22 protein-coding genes are annotated in these 25,250 nt (G+C 71.9%); 16 read left to right on the top strand and 6 right to left on the bottom strand.

Annotation, left to right across the window (positions count from 1 at the left end; translation table 11 throughout):
* Window positions 1-8 precede the first annotated feature (8 nt).
* Complete coding sequence (gene gyrA, locus ACOOHE_RS13490; protein ID WP_420454607.1) at window positions 9-2,696, bottom strand: DNA gyrase subunit A; 2,688 nt, start codon at window positions 2,694-2,696, stop codon at window positions 9-11.
* A 380-nt stretch (window positions 2,697-3,076) separates the two neighbouring features.
* Between gyrA and ACOOHE_RS13485 the strand changes: the two genes are divergently transcribed.
* The 7 genes from ACOOHE_RS13485 (at window position 3,077) to ACOOHE_RS13455 (ending at window position 11,190) form a co-directional block, all read left to right on the top strand.
* Window positions 3,077-3,589 (top strand): hypothetical protein, encoded by a 513-nt coding sequence (locus ACOOHE_RS13485; RefSeq protein ID WP_420454606.1) that lies wholly within the window; start codon window positions 3,077-3,079, stop codon window positions 3,587-3,589.
* Between the two features lie 92 nt (window positions 3,590-3,681).
* Complete coding sequence (pyk, locus tag ACOOHE_RS13480; RefSeq protein WP_420454605.1) at window positions 3,682-5,133, top strand: pyruvate kinase; 1,452 nt, start codon at window positions 3,682-3,684, stop codon at window positions 5,131-5,133.
* A gap of 275 nt (window positions 5,134-5,408) precedes the next feature.
* Window positions 5,409-6,227, top strand: coding sequence for a hypothetical protein (locus ACOOHE_RS13475; RefSeq protein ID WP_420454604.1), 819 nt, complete (start codon window positions 5,409-5,411; stop codon window positions 6,225-6,227).
* 571 nt (window positions 6,228-6,798) lie between these two features.
* Window positions 6,799-8,166, top strand: coding sequence for a Trk system potassium transporter TrkA (trkA, locus tag ACOOHE_RS13470; protein WP_420454603.1), 1,368 nt, complete (start codon window positions 6,799-6,801; stop codon window positions 8,164-8,166).
* 58 nt (window positions 8,167-8,224) lie between these two features.
* On the top strand, window positions 8,225-9,886 hold the full coding sequence (locus tag ACOOHE_RS13465; RefSeq protein ID WP_420454602.1) for a TrkH family potassium uptake protein: 1,662 nt from the start codon (window positions 8,225-8,227) through the stop codon (window positions 9,884-9,886).
* Window positions 9,887-10,157: 271 nt separating this feature from the next.
* Window positions 10,158-10,517: an MmcQ/YjbR family DNA-binding protein gene (locus ACOOHE_RS13460; RefSeq protein ID WP_420454601.1), complete on the top strand. Its 360-nt coding sequence runs from the start codon at window positions 10,158-10,160 to the stop codon at window positions 10,515-10,517.
* 43 nt (window positions 10,518-10,560) lie between these two features.
* On the top strand, window positions 10,561-11,190 hold the full coding sequence (locus ACOOHE_RS13455; protein ID WP_420454600.1) for a superoxide dismutase family protein: 630 nt from the start codon (window positions 10,561-10,563) through the stop codon (window positions 11,188-11,190).
* 14 nt (window positions 11,191-11,204) lie between these two features.
* Here the strand turns inward: ACOOHE_RS13455 and ACOOHE_RS13450 are convergent, their stop codons facing one another.
* Window positions 11,205-11,690, bottom strand: a complete 486-nt coding sequence (locus ACOOHE_RS13450; RefSeq protein WP_420454599.1) for a DinB family protein — start codon at window positions 11,688-11,690, stop codon at window positions 11,205-11,207.
* A 188-nt stretch (window positions 11,691-11,878) separates the two neighbouring features.
* On the opposite strand from ACOOHE_RS13450, the gene ACOOHE_RS13445 reads away from it, so the two are divergent.
* The 9 genes from ACOOHE_RS13445 (at window position 11,879) to ACOOHE_RS13405 (ending at window position 23,003) form a co-directional block, all read left to right on the top strand.
* Window positions 11,879-12,562 carry a superoxide dismutase family protein gene (locus ACOOHE_RS13445; RefSeq protein ID WP_420454598.1) on the top strand — a complete coding sequence of 228 codons (684 nt, stop codon included), beginning with the start codon at window positions 11,879-11,881 and terminating at the stop codon, window positions 12,560-12,562.
* Window positions 12,563-12,697: 135 nt separating this feature from the next.
* Window positions 12,698-13,270, top strand: coding sequence for a superoxide dismutase family protein (locus ACOOHE_RS13440; RefSeq protein ID WP_420454597.1), 573 nt, complete (start codon window positions 12,698-12,700; stop codon window positions 13,268-13,270).
* 183 nt (window positions 13,271-13,453) lie between these two features.
* Window positions 13,454-16,471 (top strand): SusC/RagA family TonB-linked outer membrane protein, encoded by a 3,018-nt coding sequence (locus ACOOHE_RS13435; RefSeq protein WP_420454596.1) that lies wholly within the window; start codon window positions 13,454-13,456, stop codon window positions 16,469-16,471.
* 47 nt (window positions 16,472-16,518) lie between these two features.
* A complete protein-coding gene (locus ACOOHE_RS13430; protein WP_420454595.1) occupies window positions 16,519-17,838 on the top strand; it encodes a RagB/SusD family nutrient uptake outer membrane protein in 1,320 nt (439 codons plus the stop codon).
* A gap of 345 nt (window positions 17,839-18,183) precedes the next feature.
* Window positions 18,184-20,862, top strand: a complete 2,679-nt coding sequence (gene mutS / locus ACOOHE_RS13425; RefSeq protein ID WP_420457627.1) for a DNA mismatch repair protein MutS — start codon at window positions 18,184-18,186, stop codon at window positions 20,860-20,862.
* Window positions 20,863-20,947: 85 nt separating this feature from the next.
* Window positions 20,948-21,190 (top strand): hypothetical protein, encoded by a 243-nt coding sequence (locus ACOOHE_RS13420; RefSeq protein WP_420454594.1) that lies wholly within the window; start codon window positions 20,948-20,950, stop codon window positions 21,188-21,190.
* A 377-nt stretch (window positions 21,191-21,567) separates the two neighbouring features.
* Entirely contained in the window at window positions 21,568-21,906 is a 339-nt protein-coding gene (locus ACOOHE_RS13415) for a hypothetical protein (protein WP_420454593.1), read from the top strand.
* Window positions 21,907-22,119: 213 nt separating this feature from the next.
* Window positions 22,120-22,398 (top strand): hypothetical protein, encoded by a 279-nt coding sequence (locus ACOOHE_RS13410; RefSeq protein ID WP_420454592.1) that lies wholly within the window; start codon window positions 22,120-22,122, stop codon window positions 22,396-22,398.
* A gap of 107 nt (window positions 22,399-22,505) precedes the next feature.
* Window positions 22,506-23,003, top strand: a complete 498-nt coding sequence (locus tag ACOOHE_RS13405; protein ID WP_420454591.1) for a GreA/GreB family elongation factor — start codon at window positions 22,506-22,508, stop codon at window positions 23,001-23,003.
* A 9-nt stretch (window positions 23,004-23,012) separates the two neighbouring features.
* Here ACOOHE_RS13405 and ACOOHE_RS13400 read toward each other — a convergent pair whose 3' ends face one another.
* The 4 genes from ACOOHE_RS13400 to ACOOHE_RS13385 all read right to left on the bottom strand — a co-directional run bounded on the left by ACOOHE_RS13400 (window position 23,013) and on the right by ACOOHE_RS13385 (window position 25,239).
* Complete coding sequence (locus tag ACOOHE_RS13400) at window positions 23,013-23,576, bottom strand: hypothetical protein (RefSeq protein WP_420454590.1); 564 nt, start codon at window positions 23,574-23,576, stop codon at window positions 23,013-23,015.
* Window positions 23,577-23,608: 32 nt separating this feature from the next.
* A complete protein-coding gene (locus tag ACOOHE_RS13395; RefSeq protein WP_420454589.1) occupies window positions 23,609-23,965 on the bottom strand; it encodes a hypothetical protein in 357 nt (118 codons plus the stop codon).
* Between the two features lie 3 nt (window positions 23,966-23,968).
* Window positions 23,969-24,376 (bottom strand): hypothetical protein, encoded by a 408-nt coding sequence (locus ACOOHE_RS13390; protein WP_420454588.1) that lies wholly within the window; start codon window positions 24,374-24,376, stop codon window positions 23,969-23,971.
* 161 nt (window positions 24,377-24,537) lie between these two features.
* Window positions 24,538-25,239, bottom strand: a complete 702-nt coding sequence (locus ACOOHE_RS13385; protein WP_420454587.1) for an EcsC family protein — start codon at window positions 25,237-25,239, stop codon at window positions 24,538-24,540.
* Window positions 25,240-25,250 lie beyond the last annotated feature (11 nt).

Genomic DNA, 25,250 nt, shown 5'->3' with positions numbered 1-25,250 from the left:
CGCGCTACCTACGAGTCTTGCGGTGGCGCCCCCTCCGCGAGCGGCGCGGCGGCCGGCGGGACCGCGTCGATCCCGGCCTCGGTCGCCTCGATGGCCGCGTCCTCGTCGTCCTCGATCACGACCCGGGCCACGTCGGCGATGGCGTCGTTGGCCTTGAGCGTCAGGATGCGGACGCCCTGGGTGTTCCGGCCGTACTCCGAGATGTCGCCGACGGCCATCCGGATCATGATGCCGCCCTCGGTCGCGATCATCAGCTGGTCGTCGTCCAAGACGCTCTTGAGGGCCACGAGCGGGCCCGTCTTCGAGGTCGTCTTCTGGGTCAGGATGCCCTTGCCGCCGCGCGACTGGATGCGGTACTCGTCGAGACTGGTCCGCTTGCCGTAGCCGTTCTGGGAGATGGTCAGCACCTGGGCCCCGTCGCGGCGGACCGTGATCATGCCGACGATCCGCTCGGCGTCCGGGAGGTTCATCCCCTTGACGCCTCGGCTCTTGCGGCCCATCGCGCGGACGTCGGCCTCGTGGAACCGGATGGCCCGGCCGCCCGACGAGCCGAGCAGGACCTCGGTGTCGCCGTCGGTCAGCTTGGCCTCCAGCAACTGGTCGCCCTCCACGATGTCGATGGCGATGATGCCCGAGACGAGCGGGCGCTTAAAGGCCGCCAGCGCCGTCTTCTTGACCAGCCCGCGCTCGGTCGCCATCAGCACGAACCGGTTCTCGAGGAACTCGTCGTCGCGGAAGTCCTCCTTCTTGATCGCCAGCACGGCGCGGACCCGGTCCTCGGCATCGATCCGGACGAGGTTGCGGACCGAGCGGCCCTTGGCCGTCCGGCTGCCCTCGGGGACGTCGTACACGCGGAGCCAGTAGCACTGGCCGTGGTCGGTGAAGAAGAGGAGGTAGTCATGGGCCGAGGCCGTGAACAGGTGCTCGACGAAGTCCTCGTCGCGCGTGCCCGTCCCCCGGTGGCCGGTCCCGCCGCGGTGCTGCGCGCGGTACTCGTCGATCGACGTCCGCTTGACGAGCCCCTGGTGCGTGATGGTCACGACGACGTGCTCGTCCTCGATCAGGTCCTCGAGGTCGATGTCGCCGCCGCCCATGATGTCGATCTCGGTCCGGCGCGGGTCGGCGTACTTCTCGGCCACCTCCCTCAGCTCGTCGGCGATGATCTGCATCCGGAGCGGCTGGGAGGCCAGGATCGACTGCAACCGCTCGACCTCCTTCAGGATGTCGGCGTACTCGGCGGCGATCTTGTCGCGCTCCAGGCCGGTCAAGCGGCTGAGGCGGAGCGCCAGGATGGCGTCCGCTTGCGCCTCGCTGAGCCAGGGGCGCGGGGTGAAGTCCTCCCGGGTGAGCGCGTAGCCCGTCGACTCGCGCGGGCCCGTGATGGCGACCGGGTCGGCGTCGGGCAGGCCCAGGCGCTCCTTCTGCTCGGCCGTCAGCCGCTGCGGGTAGATGCCGGCCATCAGGTTGTCGCGCGCCGCGTCGGTGTCGGCCGACTGGCGGATGATGGCGATGACGGCGTCGAGGTGGTCGAGCGCGAGTGTCAGGCCCTCCAGGATGTGGGCCCGCTCCTCGGCCTTGCGCAGCTCGAACTCGGTCCGTCGGACGACGATCTCGTGCCGGTGGTCGACGTAGTGCCGGATCATGTCCTTCAGCCCCAGCGTCCGGGGCCGGCCGCCCACCAGGGCGATCATGTTCATCCCGAACGTCTGCTGGAGCTGGCTGTACTTGAACAGCTGGTTTTTCGTGACCTCGGGGACCGCGTCGCGGCGGAGCTCCATCACGATCCGCATCCCGTCGCGGTCGGACTCGTCGCGCAGGTCCGAGATGCCCTCGATCTTCTTGTCGCGGACGGCGTGGGCGATCTTCTCGATCAGCGTCGACTTGTTGACCTGGTACGGGATCTCGGTCACGATGAGCGCGTCGCGGTCGCCCCGGAGCACCTCCTCGTGGATCTTGGCCCGCATGACCACGCGCCCGCGCCCGCTCCGGTACGCCTCGCGCACCCCGCCGACGCCGAAGATGACGCCGCCCGTCGGGAAGTCGGGGGCCGGGACGTGCTCCATCAGCCCGTCGAGGTCGATCTCCGGGTCCTCGATGAAGGCCACGATCCCGTTGACCAGCTCGCCCAGGTTGTGCGGGGGGATGTTGGTGGCCATGCCGACCGCGATCCCGCTGGCCCCGTTGAGGAGCAGGTTCGGCAGCGCGGCCGGCAGCACGCTCGGCTCGGACAGCGACCCGTCGAAGTTGGGCGTGTAGTCGACGGTCTCCTTGTCGAGGTCGCGCAACAGCTCCTCGGAGAGCCGCGTGAGCCGGGCCTCGGTGTAGCGCATGGCCGCCGCCGAGTCGCCGTCGATGCTCCCGAAGTTGCCCTGGCCGTCGACGAGCGGCCCGCGCACGTTGAAGTCCTGGGCCATCCGGACGAGCGCGTCGTACACCGACTGGTCGCCGTGCGGGTGGTACTTGCCGAGCACCTCGCCCACGATGCGGGCGCTCTTCTTGTGGGCCCGGCCGGCCGCCAGCCCCAGCTCCTGCATCCCGTAGAGCACGCGCCGCTGGACCGGCTTCAGCCCGTCGCGGACGTCGGGCAGCGCCCGGCTCACGATCACCGACATCGAGTAGTCGATGTAGGAGGACTTCATCTCCTCCTCGATGTTGATCGGGATGATCCGGGAGGCGCTGTCGGGGATCTCTGCCATGGACTCGGTGGGGGGACGAAAAAGGGCTCGGGCGATCTCGGCGAAGATACCGACGGCGGGTGACCACGGTCGGTCGCAGGGCGCCCCGGGCAGAGCCGTCGCACACGGGCTGGGCCTCAGCATCCGTGGGCGGACCCCCCGTCCCGTTGCCCATCGCTTCGCTCAGGGGCGACGGGACTGTCCCCCTTCAAGGGGGACAGCCAGAGCCGCCTTGAGCGAAGCGATGGCGGAGCTGGCGGGGGGTCTGCGTGGTCGCCCGGTGCCCCGCCGGTCCCGGCGGATACCTCGGGCTCGCGCCATCCCCGCGTGACGCCAGCCGGACGTGTTGAGGCCCGGCGCCGAGGTGGCCGATGCGGGAGGGGACTCCCTCCGCCTCCGCCATGCGCCTCGTCCTCCTCGTTTTGCTCCTCGCCGCCGGCCCGGCCTCGGCCCAGAGCCGGCTCTACTCGTCGTGCATGACGTCGGCCGAGGGGGACGGCGCGTTGCCACCGGGGGTGGCGGAGGCCCTCTGCGCGTGCCTGGAGACGCGGGCCCTGGCGGCGGGGGAGACGGCGGCCTCCATCGACCGCTACCTCGCGTTCGCCGAGGGCTTGGACGCGGACCCGTCGGGCGTGGACGTCGCGGAGGACCCGCCGGGGTGGGCCACCGAGACGTCGTCGGCCCTCAGGGAGGGGATGGCGGCGTGTGTCCTGGACGTCCAACAGCGGGCGTACGCCGAGTCCCACGACCCCGACGTCCCGGCCGTCGTGTCGACGGGGGCGCCCGGGGCCGGCGTGGCCGCGCCCGCCCCGCCGCGCCCGGCCCCCCCGGCCGGCCTCCGCACCGGCGACGGGACGGCGCCCGTCCAGACCCAGCAGACGGGGAAGGGGGCGGCCGTCCGGATCGTCGGATAGGGCACGCTAAAGAGGGTGGAACCGCTTCCATTGATTTGGGCGTCGTCGCCGGAGGGGGGCCGTAGGTTGGCGGTCCCTCTGCCCGCCTGCCCATGTCTCGGCCCACTCCTCGTCGCACCAAAATCGTCTGCACGCTCGGCCCGGCCGTGTCGTCCCGGGAGGGCGTCCGCGCGCTCATCGGGGCCGGGATGGACGTGGCCCGGCTCAACTTCTCGCACGGCTCGCACGACGACCACCGCCGGATGATCGAGGTGGTCCGCGAGGAGGCCCAGGCGGCGGGCCGCGTGGTGCCGGTGCTCCAGGACTTGCAGGGGCCCAAGATCCGGCTGGGGATGGTCGAGGGCGGCGGCGCCGAGATCCACCGGGGCGACGCGCTCGTGCTGACGAGCGCGCCCGTCGAGACCGGGACGGCCCAGCGCGTCCACGTGAGCTACGACGCGCTCGCCGAGGAGGTGAGCGAGGGGAACCGGATCCTGCTCGACGACGGCAACCTCGAGCTCGTCGTCACCCGCGTCGACGGGGCCGACGTCTGGACCGAGGTCGTCGTCGACGGCGTGATCCGCTCGCGCAAGGGGGTCAACCTGCCCAAGCTCAAGTCGTCGCGGCCGTCGCTGACGGACAAAGACCTCGAGGACCTGGCGTTCGGGCTCGACCACGACGTCGACCTCATCGCGCTCTCGTTCGTCCGGTCCGGGGCCGACGTCGACGACCTCAACCGGCGGATCCGGGCGGCCGGCAAGGACGTCCCGGTCATCTCGAAGGTCGAGAAGCCCGAGGCCGTCGACGACTTCGACGCCGTGCTCGCGTCGAGCTTCGGGATCATGGTGGCCCGCGGCGACCTCGGCATCGAGATCCCGATGCAGGAGGTGCCCATCGTCCAGAAGACGCTGATTCGGGCGTGCCTCGAGGCCTCGAAGCCGGTCATCACGGCGACCCAGATGTTGGAGTCGATGATGGAGAGCCCGCGCCCGACGCGCGCCGAGGCGACCGACGTGGCGAATGCGGTCCTCGACGGGACCGACGCCGTGATGCTCTCGGGCGAGACGGCGGCCGGCAAGTACCCCGTCGAGACGGTCCGCGTGATGGACGAGATCGTGCGCCAGGCCGAGGCCAACCGGCGCGGGCTCGGGGGCCGACAGGCCGTCGTCGCCGTCACCGACGCCTCGGACCCGGTCACCGACGCCGTCTCGTTCACGGCCGTCAAGCTGGCCGAGGACACGCACGCCCAGGCCGTCTGCTGCCTGACGCACTCGGGCTCGACGGCCCGCGCCATCTCGAGCCACCGCCCGGACGCGCCGATCTACGCCTTCACCGACGACGCGGCGGCCATCGGCCGGATCGCGCTCTCGTGGGGCGTCGAGCCCATCCTCATCGACTTCCAGCGCCACACCGACGACGGCGTCCGCGCGGTCCACCACGCGCTGTTGGGGCGCGGCGACTACGAGGTCGGCGCTCGGATCGTGGTCACGGCCGGCCTGCCGCTCCCGGCGATGGGGCGGACCAACATGGTCCACGTCTCGTCGCTCGGGGAGGAGTGGGTGTAGCGGGCTCGCTCCGCTCGCGGGAACTGGGAACGGGGAAATGGGAACGGGCAGAGCGGTGGGGGACTGGCGCGGTGGCCGCCTAACGAAGCGCGCGGGAGGCGGAGGCACAGTCAAAGCCGATCCCCCCGCCTCGGCACCGAGGCGGCGGAGCGGAGGCCGACGGCCGCCACTGGCCGCTGCCCGCTCGCCACGGCTCGACCGAGCACGCTCGCGCAGGAACGGCCGTCGGCGGGGGGCCGTTGGGAGGGGCCCTCTCTCCATCCGCATCTGCCCCCATGGCCCGCTTCCTCTGCGCCGTCCACGCCCCCGACGCCGCCCCCCGCTCGTACGCCCTCGTCGAGGTCATGGCCGACGGGCCGGCGCCGACCTACGCCGTCCGCGACCTGCGCCGCGTCTCCGGCGACGCCCCCATCCAGGCCGTCCTCGACGCCGTCAACTCCGAGAAGCAGTACGCCGGGCAGACGACCGTCGTGACGAGCGGCGGCCAGCGGTCGGCCGACGCGATCCACGAGGTCGGCCCGAGCGCGGTCGCCGTCACCGTCGGGTCCGGCGACATCGACGCCCACGACGTCTCGGCCCAGGTCTTGGTGGACACGTTCGAGCGGCTCTACCGGGCCGGCGCCGTCGAGGTCCCGGGCACGCTCGACGCGGCGACCGAGGCCATCGACGCGATCTACGGCTCGGCCGACTTGGAGGCCGCCGCGCCCGACTCGGACCGCAACGCCGACGGCGACCTCGTGGACAGTGCCGACGGCGCCTCGACGACCATGGCCGGCACGGAGGTCCCGGGCTCCGGCCCGTCCCCAGCCGTCATCGAGCAGTCAGGCTCCGAGGCGAACGTCTCGACCGAGGTCATCGAGGCGCCGATCACGCCCGACGAGGCCACCGCCGCCGCTGTCGACGCGCGCGAGTCCCGGGGCCGGATCGCGGCCGACACCGGCGCCGCCGTCGACCTGGGCGACCACGAGGACGTGGCGCTGGCGCTGGCGCTGGCGTGCTGGTACGGCGAGGCCTCGCGCGACAACCTCCCCCAGACGGACAAGGCCGACGAGGCGCTCGCCAACCGCGTCAACCGGCCCAACCCCCGGAACTGACCGGCCCGGCCACGACCGCGCCCCGCTGACGTCGCCGTCGGCGGGGCGCGGTCGTGGCCGGGCCCGCCCCTGGCGACACGGCCCAGCCGGGTGAAGACCCGGGGCGAGCGCACGCTACGGATCTCCGGCCCGAACCCCCCGTCCGAGCGCCCCTCGCTCCGCTCAGCGGGCGCGCGGACTGTCCCCCTGAAGGGCAGGGCTACTACGTTCTTTGCCGACCATACAAACAACAGGTGTCATTGGCTGGCGCCGTCGCTTCGCGGTCCCGCGCACGCGGGAATCCATACGCAGCGGCGCCTCAGCGAGCGGCCCCCTATCGATCCCCGCGTGCGCGGGGATGACTGTCATTTTGCTTAGGAGTCTGACTCATTTCGCAGGACGTAGCAGCCCTGCCCTTGAAAGGGGGACACCGCGTAGCGTCGGCGCAGCCAGCTTCCCGAGTCTGGGAGCGGCCGGGAAGCGGGAGGTCCGGGTCTAGATGCGGTCGCCCGGGTGGAGATCTCGCGGGGCCGTCGCCCGGCGCGGCACCTCGGTACCTTGGCGACGCCCCACCGCGCCTCCTGGGCGGCTCATGCGCGCCATCGTCGTCGGGGCCGGGGACGTCGGGTACGACGTCGCCCGGCTCCTGTCCCTCCAACGCCACGACGTCACCGTCGTCGACACGGACCCGAAAAAGGTCGAGCAGGTCCGCGAGACGCTCGACGTGCTGGCCGTGCTCGGGTCGGGGACGTCGGCGCTGACGCTGCGCGAGGCGCGGATCGAGGATGCCGACCTGCTCGTCGCCGTGACTGACATCGACGAGGTCAACGTGATCGCGTCGATGCTGGCCGAGCGCGTCGGCAAGAGCGCCGCCGAGACGACGACCATCGCCCGGGTCCGGAGCGACGAGTTCACCGGTCCGCACGCCGTGCTCACGCTCGGCGACTTCGGGATCGACCACATCATCCACCCCGAGCAGTCGACGGCCAACGAGGTCGTCTCGCTCCTGCGGCGGGCGGCGGCCACCGACATCGTCGACTTCTGCCAGAGCCGGGTCCAGCTCGTCGGGATCCGGATCGACCGGGACTCGCCGCTGGCCGGGACGACGCTGGCCGAGCTGGACCGGTCGAGCGCGCTCCCGTTCCGGATCATGGGCATCTCGCGGGGCGTCCGGACGATCGTCCCGTCGGGGAACGCGACGGTCCAGGGCGGCGACCAGGTGTTCGTGCTCGTCGAGTCGGGGAAGGTGGCCGAGGTGGCCCGGGTGCTGGGCAAGGAGGCCGGGCGGCTCCGCCACGTCATGATCCTGGGCGGGACGAACGTGGGCGCGCGCGTGGCCGCCGGGCTCGCCGGCCGGTCGCGCCGCCAGGGCGGGATGGAGGTCAAGATCGTCGAGAAGGACCGGGCCCGGGCCGAGCACCTCGCCGTGACACTCGAGGGCGTGCTCGTCATCCACGGCGACCCGGCCGACATCGACCTGCTGGTCCGCGAGGGGCTGGCCGAGACCGACGCCATCGTGGCCGTGACCGAGGACGAGGAGTCGAACTTGGTCTCGTGCCTCATGGCGAAGCACCTCCAGGTGCGCAAGACGGTCGCGCTGCTGTCGAAGAGCGCCTACATCCCGATCTCGCAGTCCATCGGCCTGGACGCGGCCGTGAGCCAGAAGCTGGCCGTGAGCCGCGAGGTCCTGCGGTTTTTGCGCGGGTCCCACGTCCGCTCGGTCGCGACCGTCCACGGGCTCGACGCCGAGATCCTGGAGTTGGTGGCCGACGAGGGCGCCCCGATCACGCGCGCGCCCCTCGCCAAGCAGAAGTTGCCCAAGGGCGTCCTGCTCGGAGCCGTCGTGGGGAGCCGCGTCGAGATCGCGACGGGCACGACGCAGGTCCGGCCGGGCCAGCGGGCCGTCGTGTTCGCCACGCCCGAGCGCGTCGCCGACGTCGAGCCGCTGTTCAGCGGGTAAAGCGTGAGGGGTGAGGGGTCAAGGGCCCTTTACCCTCCGCCCTTTACTCATCACCCCCATGATCCTCGACTGGAAAGCGATCGCCGGCCTGCTGGGCGTGCTCCTGGCCGCGCTCGGCGTGACGATGGCGGCGCCGGCGCTGGTGGGTCTGGCGTACGGCGAGGCCGAGTGGTGGGCGTTCGCGGCGACGGCCGCCGGGTCGGTCGTCGTCGGCGCCGCGCTGTGGGTCGCGTTCCGGCCGAAGGAGGAGCTCCGCGTTCGGGAGGGGTTCGCGATTGTGGCGCTGGCGTGGTTTGTCCTGTCACTCGTCGGCGCGCTCCCGTGGGTGATGACGGGCGTGCTGGCCGAGTTCGCCGACGCCTTTTTCGAGGTCATGTCGGGCTTCACGACGACCGGGGCCACGATCCTGGGCGGGGCCGACACGCCCCAGATCGAGGCGGTCCCCAACGCCTTCCTGCTCTGGCGGAGCCTGACGCACTGGCTCGGCGGCATGGGCATCATCGTGCTGACGATCGCCGTGCTCCCGATGCTCGGGGTGGGCGGGATGCAGCTGTTCAAGGCCGAGGTCCCGGGCCCCTCGGCCGACAAGCTCACGCCGCGCGTGACCGAGACGGCCAAGCGGCTGTGGGCGATCTACGTCGCCCTGACGGTGATCCAGACGGTCCTGCTGCTGCCGGCGATGTCGCTGTTCGACGCCGTCAACCACGCGATGGCCACACTCGCGACTGGCGGGTTCTCGACCGAGAACGGGTCGGTCGGCCAGTACGGGAGCGCCTACGTCGACTGGGTGGTGACCGTGTTCATGGTGCTGGCGGGGATGAACTTCGCGCTCCACTACCGGTTGCTCCACCGCGACTGGGCGGCGACGAACAACGAGGAGCTCAAGGTCTACTTCGCGATCCTCGCCGGGGCCGCGGTCCTGCTCACGCTCACGCTGTGGACGCCGACCAGCGACGTCCTCCCGGCGCCCGTCACGCTCGACGGCGAGGTCGTGACCCAGGAGAAGGTGGACGAGGTGACGTCGGGCGGAGCGACCGTCGGCGACGTCGAGACGGAGTCGGCGGACCGGACCGGCGGCGAGGACATCGGCGGCGGCGCCCAGGCGGCCGAGGCGCTGGCCACGCGCGAGGAGCGGGGCCGGACCATCGTCCACTACGACGGCTTCTTGGACGCGCTCCGCTACGGGGCCTTCCAGGCGGCGTCGATCATCACGACGACCGGGTTCGGCACGGCCGACTACGAGGTGTGGCCGCCGCTCGCGCTCGTCGTGTTGTTCGCGCTGTTCTTCGTCGGCGGGATGGCCGGCTCGACGGGCGGCGGCGTCAAAGTCGTCCGCGTGCTGCTCATCCTGAAGAACTCGTTCCGCGAGCTCCGCCAGCTTGTCCACCCCCAGGCCATCCTCCCGATCCGGCTCGACCACCGCGTAGTCCCCGAGGGCATCATCCGGACGGTCCTGTCCTTCATCGTGTTCTACGTCGGGCTGATCGGGCTGGGGACCCTGCTCCTCGGCGTGATGGGGCTCGACATCTGGAGCGCGTTCAGCGCCACGTTCTCGTGCGTCGGGAATGTGGGACCCGCGTTCGGGGCGATGGGGCCGACGGAGAACTACACGCACGTCCCGGTGGCCGGCAAGTGGCTCCTGTCGGTCCTGATGATGGCCGGCCGGCTGGAGATCTTCACGGTGCTCTTGCTGTTCACGCCGGGCTTCTGGAAGCGGTAGGGCTGGGGCGCTCGCTGCGCTCGCGGGAACGGGGAAATAGGAAATGGGAAACGGCAGAGGGGGAGGCCAAAGTCCGTGCGTTGGTTGTCCCGACAGGGACACGACGAGTCGTGTCCCTGTCGGGCACGATGTCCCACTGTACTACCGAGCGCGGTGCCTCTGTCGGGCGCCGCATCCTCGTCGGTGCTGGCGCTCGCACGCCGGTGGCTGGAGATTCCACCCGTCCACCCGTCCACCCGTCCACCCGTCCACCCGTCCACCCGTCCGACCGATGCACCTTGACGACCTCCGAGACCACTGCCTCGCCCAGCCCGGCGCCACCGAGGACCTCCCGTTCGGGCCGGACACGTTGGTGTTCAAGGTGGGCGGCAAGATGTTCGCCCTCGCGAACGTCGAGTGGGCCGAGCCCGCCGTCAACCTGAAGTGCGACCCGGAGCGGGCCGTCGAGCTCCGCGAGGCCTACGCCGACGTGGCCCCGGGGTACCACATGAACAAGACGCATTGGAACACGGTCGGCCTGCGCGGCGACGTGCCGGGCGACGTCGTCCGCGAGCTGGTGGACCACTCGTACGCGCTCGTCGTGGCCGGGCTGTCCGCCCGCGTCCGCGCCGAGATCGGCCGGGCGAACTGAGGGCGCCGCCCGGCGTTGACCGGGCGCCCCGACATTCCCCCTGATGCGCCTCCCCCTCGCCGCCCTCGCCCTGCTCGTCGCCGCCGGCTGCGCCGACGACGCCACGCCCACCACCGAGCCCGTGGCCGACGCCGTGGCCGAGATCGTCCCCTCGGGCCCCGACCGCGCCGTCGCCCAGATCGCCGAGGTCGACGGGTCCGGCGTGTCCGGGAGCGTCGAGTTCATCGACCTGGACGACGCCGTCGAGATCCGCTACAACCTGTCCGGGCTGAGCGCCGGGATGCACGGGTTCCACGTCCACCAGACCGGCGACTGCGGGCCGGACTCGACGGGGACGCCGGCCGGCGCCGCGGGCGGCCACCTCAACCCGCTCGCGAGCCCGCACGGGGCGCCCTCGGCCCGGCCGGTCCAGCGCCACGCCGGCGACCTCGGCAACGTCGAGGCCGACGCCTCGGGCCGGGCCGTCGGCGTCCGCGTCGACTCGGTCCTGGCCTTCGACGGGCCGACATCGTTTCTCGGCAAGGCCATGCTGGTCCACGGCGGCGAGGACGACCTGGCGAGCCAGCCCAGCGGCGACGCCGGGGCCCGCGTCGGCTGCGGCGTGATCCGCCGGGCGGACGAGGCCGCGGCCGACACGACCGGCGCCGACACGGTGGCGACGCCCGCTCGCTGAGCGGGCGCCCGGGCTCAGGACGCCGGCTCGCCGCGCTCCCAGAACGGGGGCGGCTCGGCCCCCAGCACGCGGAGGTACACGTAGGCCTGCGCGCGGTGGTGGACCTCGTTGTCGACGGCGTAGAGGAGCTGCCAGTACCCGGGCCCCTCCCACTGCCCGAAGGCCGTGTCGACCTCCTCGAAGCGGTGCGCTGGGACCTCGGGCCACAGCCGGTCGATCTCGGCCGTCGCGTGGTCCCACTGGCGGAGGGCCTCCGCCCGCGTCGGCGGCGGCTCGACCGTCTCGCCCGACCAGTCGCCCGTCGCGACGCCGCGCAGGATCGGGGCCGCGATCTGGAGAAGCTCGGCGACCATCGCCGCGAAGGGCCGCATCCCGCCGACGGAGAACGTGGTGAAGGCATCGTCGTCGGGGAAGGCCTCGATGACGCGGCGCGTGAGGTGGCGGTGGCCCTGCCAGTGGGCGAGGAACGGGGCGGCGGTGAGGACGGAGACGTCGGGCATGGGAAAGGGGGAGGGGAGACCGGTGAGTACGGCGGGGCAGTGCCACCCGCGCGGCACCCTTGGCCGCCCGCTCCGTGACGTCGGCCGGTCTCCGGCCCGCGCCGTCGGCAGATCCCTGAGATCGGGCGGCCGGGCGATCTCCGGCCCGCATGGCGCGTGAACGGGACGTCCTCATCCCCACCACTCCCATGCGAACCCTCCTCCTTCTTACGTCGGTCGTCGCCCTGGCGGCGTGCCAGTCCACCGAGCGCGCGGCCGACCGGGCCGCCGAGGGCGTCGAGGACGCCGCCGACGCTACGGCGACGGTCGCCCGCGGCGCCGCCGACGCCGTCGAAGACGCGGCCGGCATGACGTACTCCGCCGCCGCCGACCTCTTCGACGACGACCCGGCCACGACCGCCGCCGCCGTCGTCCGCCCCACGACCGCCCCCAACGCTCAGGCTCAGGGCACCGTCCGGTTCCACGAGATGGACGGCGGGCTCATGGTGATGGTCAGCCTGAGCGGGCTCGCGCCGGGCCGTCACGGGATCCACATCCACGAGAACGCGGCGTGCGGGCGCGGCGACGCCGACGGCGACGGCACGATGGAGCCCGGCGGCGCGGCCGGCGGCCACTGGGACCCGCTCGGGACGATGGACCACGGCGCGGCGACCGAGGACCTCGACGACAAGCACCTCGGCGACCTCGGCAACGTCACCGCCCGGGCCGACGGGACGGCCGAGGCCTCGTTCACCATCGCCACCTTCCCGATGGACCAGAGCGTGGCCGGCCACGCCCTCATCGTCCACTCCGGGGCCGACGACCGCGAGTCCGACCCCGGCGGGATGTCGGGCACGCGCGTCGGCTGCGGCGTGATCGAGGGGCGGATGTAGCCTACGTCGGGGGTTCTCTGAGGCCGGCGCCGGGCGAGTCCGGAGTCGATCCGTGGGAGGCCCCTGACGCGCCGTCGCGGGCGAACGGAGCGCCTCAGGGGGGGTTGGAGCGGCCTCCTAATCCCCCCACCTCCCATGCATCGCCTCTCGCTCCTTCTCCTCCTCGCGCTCCCGCTCGCGGCGTGCGACAGCGACGACCTCAGCCAGACCGCGACCGCGTCGATCTCGGCGCCGACCGACACGACGACCGGCGTCACCGGCACCGTCGACTTCACCCAAGACGGCGACGAGCTCGAGATGCGCGTGACGGTCAACGGCCTGGCGGCCAACAGCACGCACGGGTTCCACATCCACGAGGTCGGCGACTGCGGCCGGGGCGACCACGACGACGACGGCTTCTCGGAGGTCGGCGGCGCGGCCCGGGGCCATTACGACCCCTACGGGACGATGGACCACGGCGCCCCGACCGACGACGTGGACTCGAAGCACGCGGGCGACTTCGGCAACCTCACGGCGAACGCGAGCGGGACGGCCACGGCCACGCTCACGACGGACCTCCTGTCGCTCGACGGAGCCCGCCCCGTCGAGGGCCGCGCCGTCATGGTCCACGCCAACCGCGACGACCTCGAGTCCGACCCCGGCGGCATGTCGGGTGACCGGATCGGCTGCGGCGTGATCTCGATGGCGACCGACTCGGACGACGACTGATCGGCCCCGCCTACGGCGCCCGCTGCCGCAGTGCTGGGGGCGGGCGCCCGGTTCTGGTTTGGGACCGTCCACTGGGACGAGAGAACCGTTGGGGGAGGCCTCGTATCAATTTGAGAATCCGCTGTGCGAAGGATTGGGGAAGGGGATAGGTTGCGGACCGTCCACGTCGCCCCATCTCCTCCCATGGTCCTTTCTACCGTACGGTCAGCGCTCGTCGCTGCCCTGTTCGTGCTCCCGCTCGTCGCTGCCGCGCAAGGCACCGTCCGCGGCACCATCACCGACGCCGAGTCCGGCACCACGCTCCCCGGCGTGACGGTCTTCGTGCTGGCGTCCAACATCGGCACCACGACCGACATCGACGGCCAGTACGAGCTGGTGCTGCCTCCGGGCCAGCGCACGCTGACCGTCTCGTTCGTCGGCTACCGGACCCAAGAGGTCGAGGTGCCCGCGGGCACGACCGTCCTCGACATCGCGCTCGAAGAGGACCTGCTCGGGCTCGACGAGGTCGTCGTGACCGGCCTGGGCACGTCGGTCCGGCGGGCGAACCTGGCCAACTCGGTCGAGACCATCTCGGCCCGCGAGCTGTCCGAGATCTCGACGCCCCAGACCCTCGATGGCGCGCTCAACGGCAAGATCACCGGGGCCGTCGTCAACTCGAACTCGGGCGCGCCCGGCGGCGGGATCAACGTCCGCCTGCGCGGGATCACAACGATCAACGGCAACAGCCAGCCGCTCTACGTCGTCGACGGCGTGATCATCTCGAACGACGCGGTCGCGAACGGCATCAACGCGGTCACGGCCGCGGCCGGCGGCGGCAGCGCCTCGAACCAGGACAACCCGGTAAGCCGGATCGCCGACCTGGCGCCGGAGGACATCGAGTCCATCGAGATCCTGAAGGGGCCGTCGGCGGCGGCCATCTACGGCGCCCGCGCGGCCAACGGCGTCGTCGTGATCCGGACGAAGCGGGGCTCGGCCGGGGCCACGGAGGTCCGGTTCGCGCAGACCGTCGGCGTGACGTCGATCGCGCGCACGCTGGGCACGCGCCAGTTCACGGCCGAGACGGCAGTCGGCCAGTTCACGACCCGCCCGCGGGCCGACGCGACGCCGGAGCAGATCGCCGCGTACAACGCGAGCGTCGAGCGGATCCGCGGGCTGTTCCAGGCCGGGCAGGCCGCCGGGTTCTACGACTACGAGCAAGCGCTCTACGGCAACGACGGGTTGCTGCTCACCTCCGACCTCTCGGTCTCGGGTGGCAACGAGAACACGCAGTTCTACCTCTCAGGCATCGTCAAGGACGACGAGGGGATCGTCGAGAACACGGGCTACGAGAAGCAGTCCGGCCGGCTCAACGTGACGCACCGGCTGAGCTCGATGTTCTCCGTCGACGCCAACCTCAACTACGTCCGGTCGGTCGCCGCGCGCGGGATCACGGGGAATGACAACTCGGGCACGACGTTCGGCGTCGGCCTGGTGGCCACGCCCAACTTTGTCGACCTCTTCCCGGACGCGGACGGCGTCTACCCGGACAACCCGTTCAACTCGTCGAACTTCCTCCAGACGCGGGACTTGGCGACGATCCAGGAGACCAACAACCGGTTCCTCGGCTCGAGCCGGCTGACGGTCAACCTGCTGGCGACGAACACGCAGTCGCTCCAGCTGATCGGGATCGGCGGCGTCGACTTCTACGCGCTCGACCAGGAGAACCTGTTCCCGGTCGAGCTCCAGTTCGAGGACGACGACGGCCTGCCGGGCACGTCGGTCCAGGGCACGACGACGAACCTCAACACGAACGTCCAGGCGCTCGCCGTCCACGGGTTCGCGCCGGAGGGCCAAGCGCTGAGCTTCACGACCCAGGTCGGGTTCTCGGCGTTCGACCAGGACTTCAACAACGTGTCGAGCGTGGCCCAGGGCCTGATCCCGAACCAGACCAACCTCGACCAGGCCTCGGCGCTCCAGACCAGCCAGGGCCGCCTGTTCCAGAACGACCGGGCCGTCTTCGCCCAGGAGGAGATCAACTGGCGCGACGCCGTCATCGGCACGGTCGGCGTCCGGGCCGAGCAGTCGTCGGCGAACGGCGACGTCGACCAGTTCTACGCCTACCCGAAGGCCGGGCTCGCGGTGAACCTGACCAACCTCGGCCTGTTGCAGGGCGGCGCCTTCGACCTGGTCAAGCTGCGGGCGGCGTTCGGCCAGACGGGCAACACGGCGCCGTTCGGGGCCAAGTTCACCACGTTCGGAACCCTCGCCGTCGGCGGCACCATCGGCCTGTCGATCGGGGGCCAGCGCGGGCTGGCCGATGTCGAGCCCGAGCGGGCCAGCGAGGTCGAGGCCGGCCTCGACCTGACGCTCTTGGACGGCCGCGTCAACTTCGAGGGGACGGTCTACTCGAAGACGGTCAACGACCTGCTCCTGACGCGGCAGGTCCCGCTCTCGTCCGGGTTCGGCGTCGAGACGTTCAACGGCGGCCAGCTCCGCAACAACGGGATCGAGCTGGGCCTGAGCCTGATCCCGGTCGACGGGCCGATGGTCCGGTGGATCTCGCGGACGAGCTTCTGGGCCAACGACGCCGAGGTGACCGAGCTCGACGTCCCGGCCTTCCAGGCGAGCGGCGGCGGGTTCGGCGCGACGCTGGGCTCGATCCGGATCGAGCAGGGCAAGAGCCCGACCCAGATCGTCGGCATCGACGACGGGGAGGTGGTCGCGCTCGGCGACGTCTCGCCGGACTTCCAGATGTCGTTCTTCAACGACGTCACGGTCATGCGGCGGCTGCGCCTGACGGCGTTCGCGCACTGGAAAAAGGGCGGCGACATCATCAACCTGACCGAGCTCCTGTCGGACCTCTCGGGCACGTCGCCGGACTTCGACGCGGACGACGACGGCGACGGCGTGATCAACGGGGTCCAGCGGGTGAACTCGCTCGGCGTGAGCGCCCGCCCGTTCGTCCAGAACGCCTCGTACTTCCGGCTCCGCGAGGTCCGGCTCGACTACGACCTCGCCCCGACGCTCTTCGGCCCGTTCGCGGGCGCGCTCTCGAGCGTCCGGTTGGGCGTCTCGGCCACGAATCTGTTCACGATCACGCCCTACAAGAGCTACGACCCCGAGGTCAGCAACTTCGGCAACCAGCCGGTCGCGTCCGGGGTCGAGGTGACGCCGTTCCCGTCGTCGCGGAACCTGTTCTTCCACGTCAACCTCGGCTTCTAGGCCGCCCGCGGTTCCCCTTGATCTCCCCCGACTGTCCCCCTCTCCCGATGACTCTCTCCCTCCGCATCGCCGCGCTCGTCGCCGTCGTCGGCCTGGCCGGCTGCGACTTGGTCGGCATCGACGACCGGCCGAACCCGAACGGGCCGGCGCTCGACGACATCATCGACAACCCGACCCAGGCGGCCATCGCGAACGTGGCCGTCGGCGTCGAGGCGTCGTCGCGGCTCGGGCTGGGCGCCTACCTCGTCGACGTCGGCGTGCTCGGCCGCGAGTACTGGCGCGTGAGCCCGTCCGACCCGCGCTTTACCCAGGACCTGCTGGGCCGCGCCGAGTCGGTCTTGGACAACAACACGTTCTACACCACGACCCCGTGGGCCGCCCGGTACACGACGATCCGGAACGCGAACACGATGCTGCTCGCCGTCGACGCCAACACGGTGCTCTCGGACGGGCAGAAGGCGGCGGCCCGCGGGTTCGCCAAGACCTGGATCGCGTACTCGTACCTGCTCAACCTCAACCTGACGTTCGAGAACGGCATCCGGTTTATCGAGCCCGGTGACGACGAGGCCGGCCCGCTCGTCGGCTACGACGCGGCGCTCGACCGGATCGCGGCGCTGTTCGACGAGGGCTTCGCCGACCTCCAGGCCGGCTCGTCCTTCTTCTTTGACACGTCGATTGGCCAGGGCGTGCCCAACACGGTCGCCGGCTACGCTCGGATCAACCGGGGCCTGGCCGCCCGCGTCGACGCCTACCGCGAGGACTGGGCCGGCGTCCTGACCGCGCTCGACGGCTCGTTCCTCGACACCGGCGCCCCGCTCACCATCGGGGCGTACCACCAGTTCTCGACGGGCGCCGGCGACGTCACGAACCCGTTCTTCTTCCCGCTCGACGGCGGCGGCGACGGCGTCTTGGCCCACCCGAGCTTCGTGGCCGACATCGCCGACGACGACCGCCGGATCTCGAAGGTGGCCGAGCGGTCGGCCTCGCGGACGTTCGACGGCCTGACCTCGGGCTTCGACGTCGACGTGTACGAGACGCCGACCTCGCCCATCCCGATCATCCGGAACGCCGAGCTGGTCTTGCTCCGGGCCGAGGCCAACGCCCAACTCGGCAACGCCGGGGCGGCGACGGACGCCCTCGACGTGATCCGCAACGCAGCGGGCCTCGACGACTACGACGGCGACGAGGGCCAGGGTTCGCTCATCGACGAGGTGCTCCGCCAGCGGCGCTACGAGCTCTACGCCGAGGGCCACCGCTGGCTCGACCTCCGCCGCTACGGCCGGCTCAGCACGTTGCCCATCGACCGCCCGGGCGACGACGTGTTCGACCGGTTCCCCGTGCCGGAGAGCGACGACCAGACGCCGTAGACAGCTCGCGGCCTTCACGGCTGGCGCCCCAGAGCTATCCCACAGTGTCCCACCTTGTCATCCTGAGCTTGCGAAGGATCTCAACGCCGACCTACCAGATCGACGGGGCCGGCGCCGACGTGCTCGGGGCCCGAGTTGAGATCCTTCACGTTCGTTCAGGATGACAAGGTGGGGGCCGGGTGAGTTAGGGAGAAAGCGCTCGTTCCGAACCGGCGCCCGCTGCCACGACGCTGGCGGCGGGCGCCGTCTATTTTGGGCCGGGCGAACCTACCGGGCACCGTGGCCGACCAGAACGACCTCTTCCTCAGCGACAAGGACCGCAAGCGGCAGAAGCAGACGCCGCTCATGCGCCAGTACTGGAAGATCAAGGACCGCCACCCCGGCGCGCTCCTGCTCTTCCGCATGGGCGACTTCTACGAGACGTTCGAGGACGACGCGGTCGTGGTCGCCGACGTGCTCGGGATCACGCTGACCAAGCGGGGCAACGGGGCGGCCGAGGAGATCCCGCTCGCCGGCTTCCCGCACCACGCGCTCGACCAACACCTCCCGAAGCTCGTCCAGGCCGGCCACCGCGTCGCCGTCTGCGAGCAGCTCGAGGACCCCAAGATGGCGCGCAAGATCGTCAAGCGCGGCGTGGTCGAGGTTGTCACGCCGGGCGTCGCGTTCCGGGACCCGCTCCTGGACGCGCGCCACTCGACGTTCCTGGCGGCCGTGGCCTGGGGCGAGGGGCGGGACAAAGACACCGTCGGCGTGTCGTTCGCGGACGCCTCGACGGGCGAGTTCTTCGTGACCGAGGCCGCGCAGGAGCGGCTGGGCTCGCTGCTCCAGACCATCGCCCCGGCCGAGGTCGTCGTCGACAAACGCGAGGTCGACCGGCTCCGCCAGGCGATGCGGGCCGTCCAGGGCGGCGACCCGCCGTTCGCCGTCACGCGCCAGGAGGACTGGGTGTTCGGGCTCGACTTCGCGACGGAGACGCTGCTCCGCCACTTCCAGACGCACAGCCTCAAGGGCTTCGGCGTCGACGGGATGACGGTCGGCGTGACGGCGGCGGGCGCGGCGCTGTACTACCTCGGCGAGACCCAGAAAGGGCGGATCCCCCACGTCCGCCGCTTGCAGCGCTACCGGGCCGACGACCACATCGCGCTCGACCCGGCCACCAAGCGGAACCTGGAGCTCGTCGCCTCGATGCAGGACGGGCGCAGGGACGGCTCGCTCGTCGGCGTGCTCGACGCGACGCTGACGCCGATGGGCGGGCGGCTCTTGCGCCAGTGGCTCGTTCGCCCCCTCCGCGACGTCGGCCGGATCCGCCAGCGGTTGGACGCGGTCGACGCGCTGTTCACGGCACCCCGCCTGCGGCGCTCGATCCGCGAGGAGCTCCGGCACGTGGGCGACCTGGAGCGGCTGTGCGGCAAGGTCTGCACCGGCCGGGCCACGCCGCGCGACCTGGTGACGCTGGGCAAGACGCTCCGCCAGATCCCCCCGATCCAAACCCTGCTCGACGGGGAGAACGCCGGGCTGCTCGACCGGCTCCGCGACCGCTTGGAGCCGTGCGACGAGACGGCCGACGCCATCGCCGCCGCGCTCGTCGACGAGCCGCCGGCCCAGCTCGCCGCCGGCGGCACCATCCGCCCCGGGTTCGACGCCGAGCTCGACCGGTTGCGCGACGTGGCCGGCTCGGGCAAGGAATACCTCACCGAGCTCCAGGCGCGCGAGTCCAAGCGGACCGGCATCCCCAGCCTGAAGGTCGGTTACAACAAGGTGTTCGGGTACTACCTCGAGGTCACGAACGCGCACCGTGAGAAGGCGCCCGAGGAGTGGATTCGCAAGCAAACCCTCGTCAACGCCGAGCGCTACATCACGCCCGAGCTCAAGGAGTACGAGGAGACGATCCTGACGGCCCAGGACCGGATCGGCGAGATCGAGGCCCGACTTGTCGACGCGCTGCGGGAGCAGGTGGCCCAAGCCGTCGGGCCGATCCAGACGAACGCCCACGCGCTCGCCACGCTCGACGTGGTGGCCGGGTTCGCCGAGGTCGCCGAGCGCCACGGCTACGTCCGCCCCGAGGTCGACGACTCGGCCGTGCTCGACATCGTCGACGGGCGGCACCCGGTCGTGGAGCGGGTGCTGCCGGCCGGCGAGGCGTTCATCCCCAACTCGGTCCGCGTCGCGGCGCCGGTGGGGGACGAGGCCGAGGCTGCGACTGAGGCCGGGCAGATCCTGCTCATCACCGGGCCCAACATGGCCGGCAAGAGCGTCGTGCTGCGGCAGACGGCGCTCGTCGTGCTGCTGGCGCAGGTGGGCGCGTTCGTGCCAGCGGCGCGGGCCCGCGTCGGCGTGGTCGACGCCCTGTTCACGCGCGTCGGCGCGAGCGACAACCTGGCCGCGGGCGAGTCGACGTTCCTGGTCGAGATGAACGAGACGGCCAACATCTTGAACAACGCGACGGCCCGGTCGCTGATCTTGCTAGACGAAGTGGGCCGGGGGACGAGCACGTTCGACGGGTTGTCGCTCGCGTGGGCCATCGTCGAACACCTGCACGAGACGCCGGCCGTCGCCGCGCGGACGCTCTTCGCGACGCACTACCACGAGCTCGACGCGCTCTCCGAGCGGCTGTCTCGGGTCAAGAGCTACAGCGTCCGCGTGCGCGAGCACGAGGGGAAGGTCGTGTTCCTGCGGACGCTGGCGCCGGGCGGGGCCGACCACAGCTACGGGATCGAGGTGGCCCGGATGGCCGGGCTCCCGCCGTCGGTCGTGGCCCGGGCAAAGCGCGTGCTGGGCCACCTCGAAGCGCACGATGTGGCCGCCGAGGTCGGCGTCCAGGCGTCGGGCGACGGGATGCCCCAGCCGGCCCGGCCGTCGGTCGGCGCGCTGCCCGCGCCGGACGCGCTCCCGGTCGCCCTGGCGGCGCCCGACCCCGTGGCGACCGAGGTCCTCGACCGGCTGGCGACGATCGAGCCGGACCGGATGACGCCCATCGAGGCGCTCATGGCGCTCGCCGATCTCAAGAAGACGGCTGAGGGATAGCGTGACCCCGCGGTGAAATCCTGGCGGGCTCGGAGCCGGCGGCCGAAGCCGCCGTTGATTCCGGCTCACCCACCCCGCATCGCCCATGCGCGCTTTTATCCTTTCGCTCGCCCTCGCGGTCCCGTTCGCTCTCACCGGCTGCCAGTCGGAGGGGACCGACGCCGTCGAGGAGCAAGGCGACGTCATCGAGGAGGACTTCGACGCCACGACCGACGCTATTGAGGACGTCGATCCGACTCCCTTCGAGGGGGACACGGCCACCGTCGTCGACGACGACGTGATGGACGACCCGCTCGTCGATGCCGATCCCGATACGACGGGCCTGTAGGGCCCCCGTCCGTACCCGGCGAAGCGCCCCCGACCCTGAGGTCGGGGGCGCTCGTCGTTCATGGAGCGGCGCCGGACCCCGTGGCGACCAAGGTGATGGACCGGCTCCTCGCGCCCGAGCCCGACCGGATGACCCCATCGAGGCGCTCATGGCGCTCGCCGACCTGAAGAAATCGACGGAGGCGTGGGGCCGCCCGCACGGCGGCGCCGCTGAAAGACGACCCCTGCGGCCCCTGAGGCGGCCTCGCGTGGGGCCAAGCCCCAGCCGAGACCGGCCCCCGGACCTTCCCGGAGGGGGCCGCGTAGACGGGGCTCAGGGCCTCCGGCGCATATCGCTCGCGCCGTCGGCCCTCCTGTACCACCCACCCCCGCACTCTCATGCGCGCATTCATCCTGACCCTCGCCCTCTCGCTCCCGCTCGGCCTCGCCGCCTGCGCCGACTCCGCCACGGAGGAGGCCTACGAGGAGGGGGCCCCTCCCGGTGACATGGAGGACGTGATCGGCGACGGCGAGATCATCGACGAGCCCGGCGAGCCCGACGCCGACGTCCTCGGCGACGGCCTCGTGACCTACGACACCGACGCCGACGGCATGCTCTCGGAGGACGAGTACAACACCGGCATCGGCGACGGCGCCTTCGGGACTTACGACACCGACGCCGACGGCTTCCTCAACGACGACGAGTACGGCGTCTACGAGGAGAGCCTGGAGATGTAGTCTTACGTCCGGCTCGCACGATCGGCGGGGCGCCCCTAGAGGGGCGCCCCGCTTTTCGGGTGTGGACCTCCGGTGAGCGTCGTGTGGAGGCGGGATGCATTGCCTTCCACATCGAAACGGGTATGTTCGGTGCGCTCCCGCCGGGGGCCCGGTCCCCGCCGCTCATCGCTCGCGTCGGCGGCCGGTCGACACCCACACCACCCCAACAGCATCATGCGCGCATTCATTCTGGCCCTCGCCCTCACCTTCACCGTCGGCCTGACCGCCTGCCAGTCCGAGACGGCCGAGGCCGTCGAGGAGCAGGGCGAGGCCATCGACGAGACGTACGAGGACGCCGGTATGGACGAGACCGGCGACGCCATCGAGGAGAACTACGACGACGCCGCCGACCGGATCGACGAGCAGATCGAGGACGGCGCCCCCGCCGGTGACATGGAGGACGTGATGGGCGACGGCGAGATCATCGACGAGCCCGGCGAGCCGGAGATGTAGAGGTCTCCGCTCGTGCCTCTGGGCGCCTCCCGACCTTCTGGGAGGCGCCCTTTTTTTGTTTCAGACAGCGCTCGGGGACTCTCCCGGTGCCGATGCGTTCACGCGCCATGAGCCGAGCCTTTGTCAAGGAGGGGGCCCCCGAGGTCCCCGTCGTCGTCCCGCCGCGCGCGCCGCTGCCGGCCGGCGTCCCCAACTACGTCACGCCGGCCGGGCTGGCGGCGCTCCGCGCCGAGAAGGCCGAGATCGAGCGCGAGCGGGCCGCGCTCGACCCCGAGCACCCCGACGCCGGCCGCGACCGCGAGCTGCTGACGGGCCGGCTCCGCCTGCTCGTCGAACGGATCGCCCGGAGCCAGGTCGTCGACCCGGCCGCCGTGGCGTCCGACCAGGTCCGGTTCGGGGCGACGGTCACCGTCCGCCACGACGACGGCGCCGAGCGGACGGTCCGGATCGTCGGCGTCGACGAGGCCGACTCCGAGGCGGGCACAGTCGCGTTTACGTCGCCGCTGGCCCGGGCCGTGACCGGCAAGCGGGCCGGCGACGCGGCCGTGCTGAGCACGCCGTCCGGCGACCGCCCGCTCACCGTCGTCGCCGTGAGCTACGGCTGACGCATCGGGTCAGTGCGGGTTGAGCGCGGTCCCCGGCGTCTCGTCGCCCGGCACGTCGTGGACGTCGTCGGACACGTCGGCGTCGCCTTGCGGGCGGTCGCTGAGGTCGGGCGCCGCGTTGACCGTGCGGAGCTCGGGGTCGCCGGGCGTCCCGTCGACGTCGGTCGAGATGCCGGCGATCTCGTCCGGCCGCGAGCCGCCGGCCAGGGCGATGCCGGCCGCCTTGACGTAGCCGCCGAGCCGGCGGAGCGGCGCCTTCAGGTGCTCCTCGTCGATGGTGTCGGCGGCCTCGGCCGTGTGGGCGCCCAGCCGCTTCATCGTGTCGCCGATGTCGGCGGCCGTGGCCGGCCCCTCGGCCTGCTGGCCTTCGAGCTGGCGGGCCAGCGTGACGAGGCCGTCGCGGATGCCCAAGAGGTCCGGCCGGTTGGCCGCTTCGATCTTGGCCGCCCACCCGCGGCACACGTCGGCGGCGGCGGTGGGCGAGAGCGTCGAGGTCAGCCCGTCGTTGAACGCTTCGAGCGTGCTGAAAATGGACATGCCGTCCTGGGTCGGACGGTCGGACGTGCTGGACATGGAGTCGAGAGGGGAGTGAGTCGGGGGAGGGGTCAAGCGCCGAGGGCGGTCGCGGCGCGGTCGAGCCCGGTCGCGATCCGCTCGAGACCGGGCTGGACGCGCTCGTCAGGCGCGAGCGCCGCCGCAGCACGGGTGGCCTCGGCCAGGCCCGCCATCGTGTCGGCGATGGCGCGCCCGTCGAGCCGGTCGCCGGACAAGAGGGCACGGAGGTCGTCGAGCCCGGCGGCGACGCCGCTCAGGTCGAGGTCGTCGGAGCCCAGGCACGCCGTCCGCCAGTGGTCGACGAGCGTGAGCGCGGCCGACGGCGTGAGCGCCGTGATCGGCCCGGCGAGCGCGGCCTCGGTCTGGTCAAGGGCCGCGCGGTCGGTGTCGGGGGTGGATCCGCGCATGGCTCAGGAAGGGGTCGAGGAGCCGCCGGTCGAGGAGCCGCCCAGGGCACCGCCCGCGTGGCGGAGGAGCGAGCCGAGCCGCTTGAGGCCCTTTTTGAGGTCCTCGTTCGTGTCGCCTGTGGTCGAGGGCGACACGTCGCCGGCCGCGGCCTCGGTCTGCTCGCCCAGGCGGACCAGGATCGCGCCGATGCGGATGCCGTCGATGTGCTCGCCGACGAGCGATTGGTGGAGCTCGCCGAGCGCCGCCGCGATGGGCAGGAGGTCGGCCCGCTCGGTCTGCTCGACCTTCCGCTTCCAGTCGTCGATCTTGTTGATGGCCTTCGAGAGCGGGATCTGAGTCAGCCCACGCTCGATCTCGTCGGTGGTGGCGGCGACCTCGGCCGCTTCGGTTTCGTTGGGGATCGTGTCCATGTGAGAGGGGAGTGAGAAGGGGCCGGGGTCGCGCCAGCCGGTCGTGCGATCGACGGCCGGACGGCCCGGGGACCGGCGAGGGTGGAGAGGCCGGACGGGGCAGGGGAGTCCCTCTCCGCCCCCTCGCGCGTCGAGGCGGAGAGCGTCTCCGGCGTCTTGGGCTAGGCCGGCGGGCCGGGGGCCGGCACGACGCCCGACGGCACGCCGTCGCCGGAGGACGGGGAGAAGTCGGGGGAGGAGGGCTCGTCGACGCCGCCGAAGAACTCGTCGCGGGCGGCCTCGGCCACCTTCATCGTGACGTAGCCGTCGGACGCCGCGCCGATGAAGCCGCCGACGAGCGGGATCCCGCGGAGCACCCTCCGCTGGACCCGCCCCGCGACGACCTTCTTGGCGCCCCACTTGGCCGCGCCGACGGTCGAGGACACGACGAGGTTCAGCCCGCGCTCGGCCAGCTTCAGCCCGAACCGGTCGAGCGTCTCCTGCTCGGCGTCCCGGGCGGGGTCGGCCGGGCCCGAGCCGATGAGGCACGATAGCACGCGCTCTCGCGTGGCCGGCAGGCGCGGGTCGTGGCCGGCGAGCGCGGCGACCGACGCGGCCATGTGGAGCTGGACCGAGGCCACGGCGGCCAGGTTGGCCGGCAGCAGGACGGGCAGCGTGATCCACCCGCCCAGCCCGCTCAGGAACCCGGCCGAGGCCGAGACGGCGACGTGGCGACGGACGAGTCGGTCGACCTGCTCGTCGAGCGTGCCGCCGCCGGCGCGGGCCTCGGCGGCGCGGTCCTGGGGCGAGCCCAGGCCGGGCACGCCGTCCAAGACGGTCGGGTACAAGCGGTCGAGGACGAACCGGCGGACGGTGGCGGACATGGAAGTGGGGG

This window comes from Rubrivirga sp., assembly GCF_965213695.1.
Taxonomy (GTDB): domain Bacteria; phylum Bacteroidota; class Rhodothermia; order Rhodothermales; family Rubricoccaceae; genus Rubrivirga.
This window is presented reverse-complemented; position numbering and strand designations above follow the sequence as displayed.

Bases quoted from the DNA above. Each gene is read 5' to 3' on its own strand.
- ACOOHE_RS13420 (WP_420454594.1), top strand. From the start codon at position 20,948: ATGCGCGCTTTTATCCTTTCGCTCGCCCTCGCGGTCCCGTTCGCTCTC.
- ACOOHE_RS13445 (WP_420454598.1), top strand. From the start codon at position 11,879: ATGCGAACCCTCCTCCTTCTTACGTCGGTCGTCGCCCTGGCGGCGTGC.
- ACOOHE_RS13405 (WP_420454591.1), top strand. From the start codon at position 22,506: ATGAGCCGAGCCTTTGTCAAGGAGGGGGCCCCCGAGGTCCCCGTCGTC.
- ACOOHE_RS13410 (WP_420454592.1), top strand. From the start codon at position 22,120: ATGCGCGCATTCATTCTGGCCCTCGCCCTCACCTTCACCGTCGGCCTG.
- mutS (WP_420457627.1), top strand. From the start codon at position 18,184: ATGCGCCAGTACTGGAAGATCAAGGACCGCCACCCCGGCGCGCTCCTG.
- ACOOHE_RS13415 (WP_420454593.1), top strand. From the start codon at position 21,568: ATGCGCGCATTCATCCTGACCCTCGCCCTCTCGCTCCCGCTCGGCCTC.
- ACOOHE_RS13400 (WP_420454590.1), bottom strand. From the start codon at position 23,576: ATGTCCAGCACGTCCGACCGTCCGACCCAGGACGGCATGTCCATTTTC.
- trkA (WP_420454603.1), top strand. From the start codon at position 6,799: ATGCGCGCCATCGTCGTCGGGGCCGGGGACGTCGGGTACGACGTCGCC.
- ACOOHE_RS13475 (WP_420454604.1), top strand. From the start codon at position 5,409: ATGGCCCGCTTCCTCTGCGCCGTCCACGCCCCCGACGCCGCCCCCCGC.
- ACOOHE_RS13450 (WP_420454599.1), bottom strand. From the start codon at position 11,690: ATGCCCGACGTCTCCGTCCTCACCGCCGCCCCGTTCCTCGCCCACTGG.
- ACOOHE_RS13455 (WP_420454600.1), top strand. From the start codon at position 10,561: ATGCGCCTCCCCCTCGCCGCCCTCGCCCTGCTCGTCGCCGCCGGCTGC.
- ACOOHE_RS13460 (WP_420454601.1), top strand. From the start codon at position 10,158: ATGCACCTTGACGACCTCCGAGACCACTGCCTCGCCCAGCCCGGCGCC.
- ACOOHE_RS13440 (WP_420454597.1), top strand. From the start codon at position 12,698: ATGCATCGCCTCTCGCTCCTTCTCCTCCTCGCGCTCCCGCTCGCGGCG.
- ACOOHE_RS13435 (WP_420454596.1), top strand. From the start codon at position 13,454: ATGGTCCTTTCTACCGTACGGTCAGCGCTCGTCGCTGCCCTGTTCGTG.
- ACOOHE_RS13390 (WP_420454588.1), bottom strand. From the start codon at position 24,376: ATGGACACGATCCCCAACGAAACCGAAGCGGCCGAGGTCGCCGCCACC.
- ACOOHE_RS13485 (WP_420454606.1), top strand. From the start codon at position 3,077: ATGCGCCTCGTCCTCCTCGTTTTGCTCCTCGCCGCCGGCCCGGCCTCG.
- ACOOHE_RS13385 (WP_420454587.1), bottom strand. From the start codon at position 25,239: ATGTCCGCCACCGTCCGCCGGTTCGTCCTCGACCGCTTGTACCCGACC.
- ACOOHE_RS13395 (WP_420454589.1), bottom strand. From the start codon at position 23,965: ATGCGCGGATCCACCCCCGACACCGACCGCGCGGCCCTTGACCAGACC.
- ACOOHE_RS13465 (WP_420454602.1), top strand. From the start codon at position 8,225: ATGATCCTCGACTGGAAAGCGATCGCCGGCCTGCTGGGCGTGCTCCTG.
- pyk (WP_420454605.1), top strand. From the start codon at position 3,682: ATGTCTCGGCCCACTCCTCGTCGCACCAAAATCGTCTGCACGCTCGGC.
- gyrA (WP_420454607.1), bottom strand. From the start codon at position 2,696: ATGGCAGAGATCCCCGACAGCGCCTCCCGGATCATCCCGATCAACATC.
- ACOOHE_RS13430 (WP_420454595.1), top strand. From the start codon at position 16,519: ATGACTCTCTCCCTCCGCATCGCCGCGCTCGTCGCCGTCGTCGGCCTG.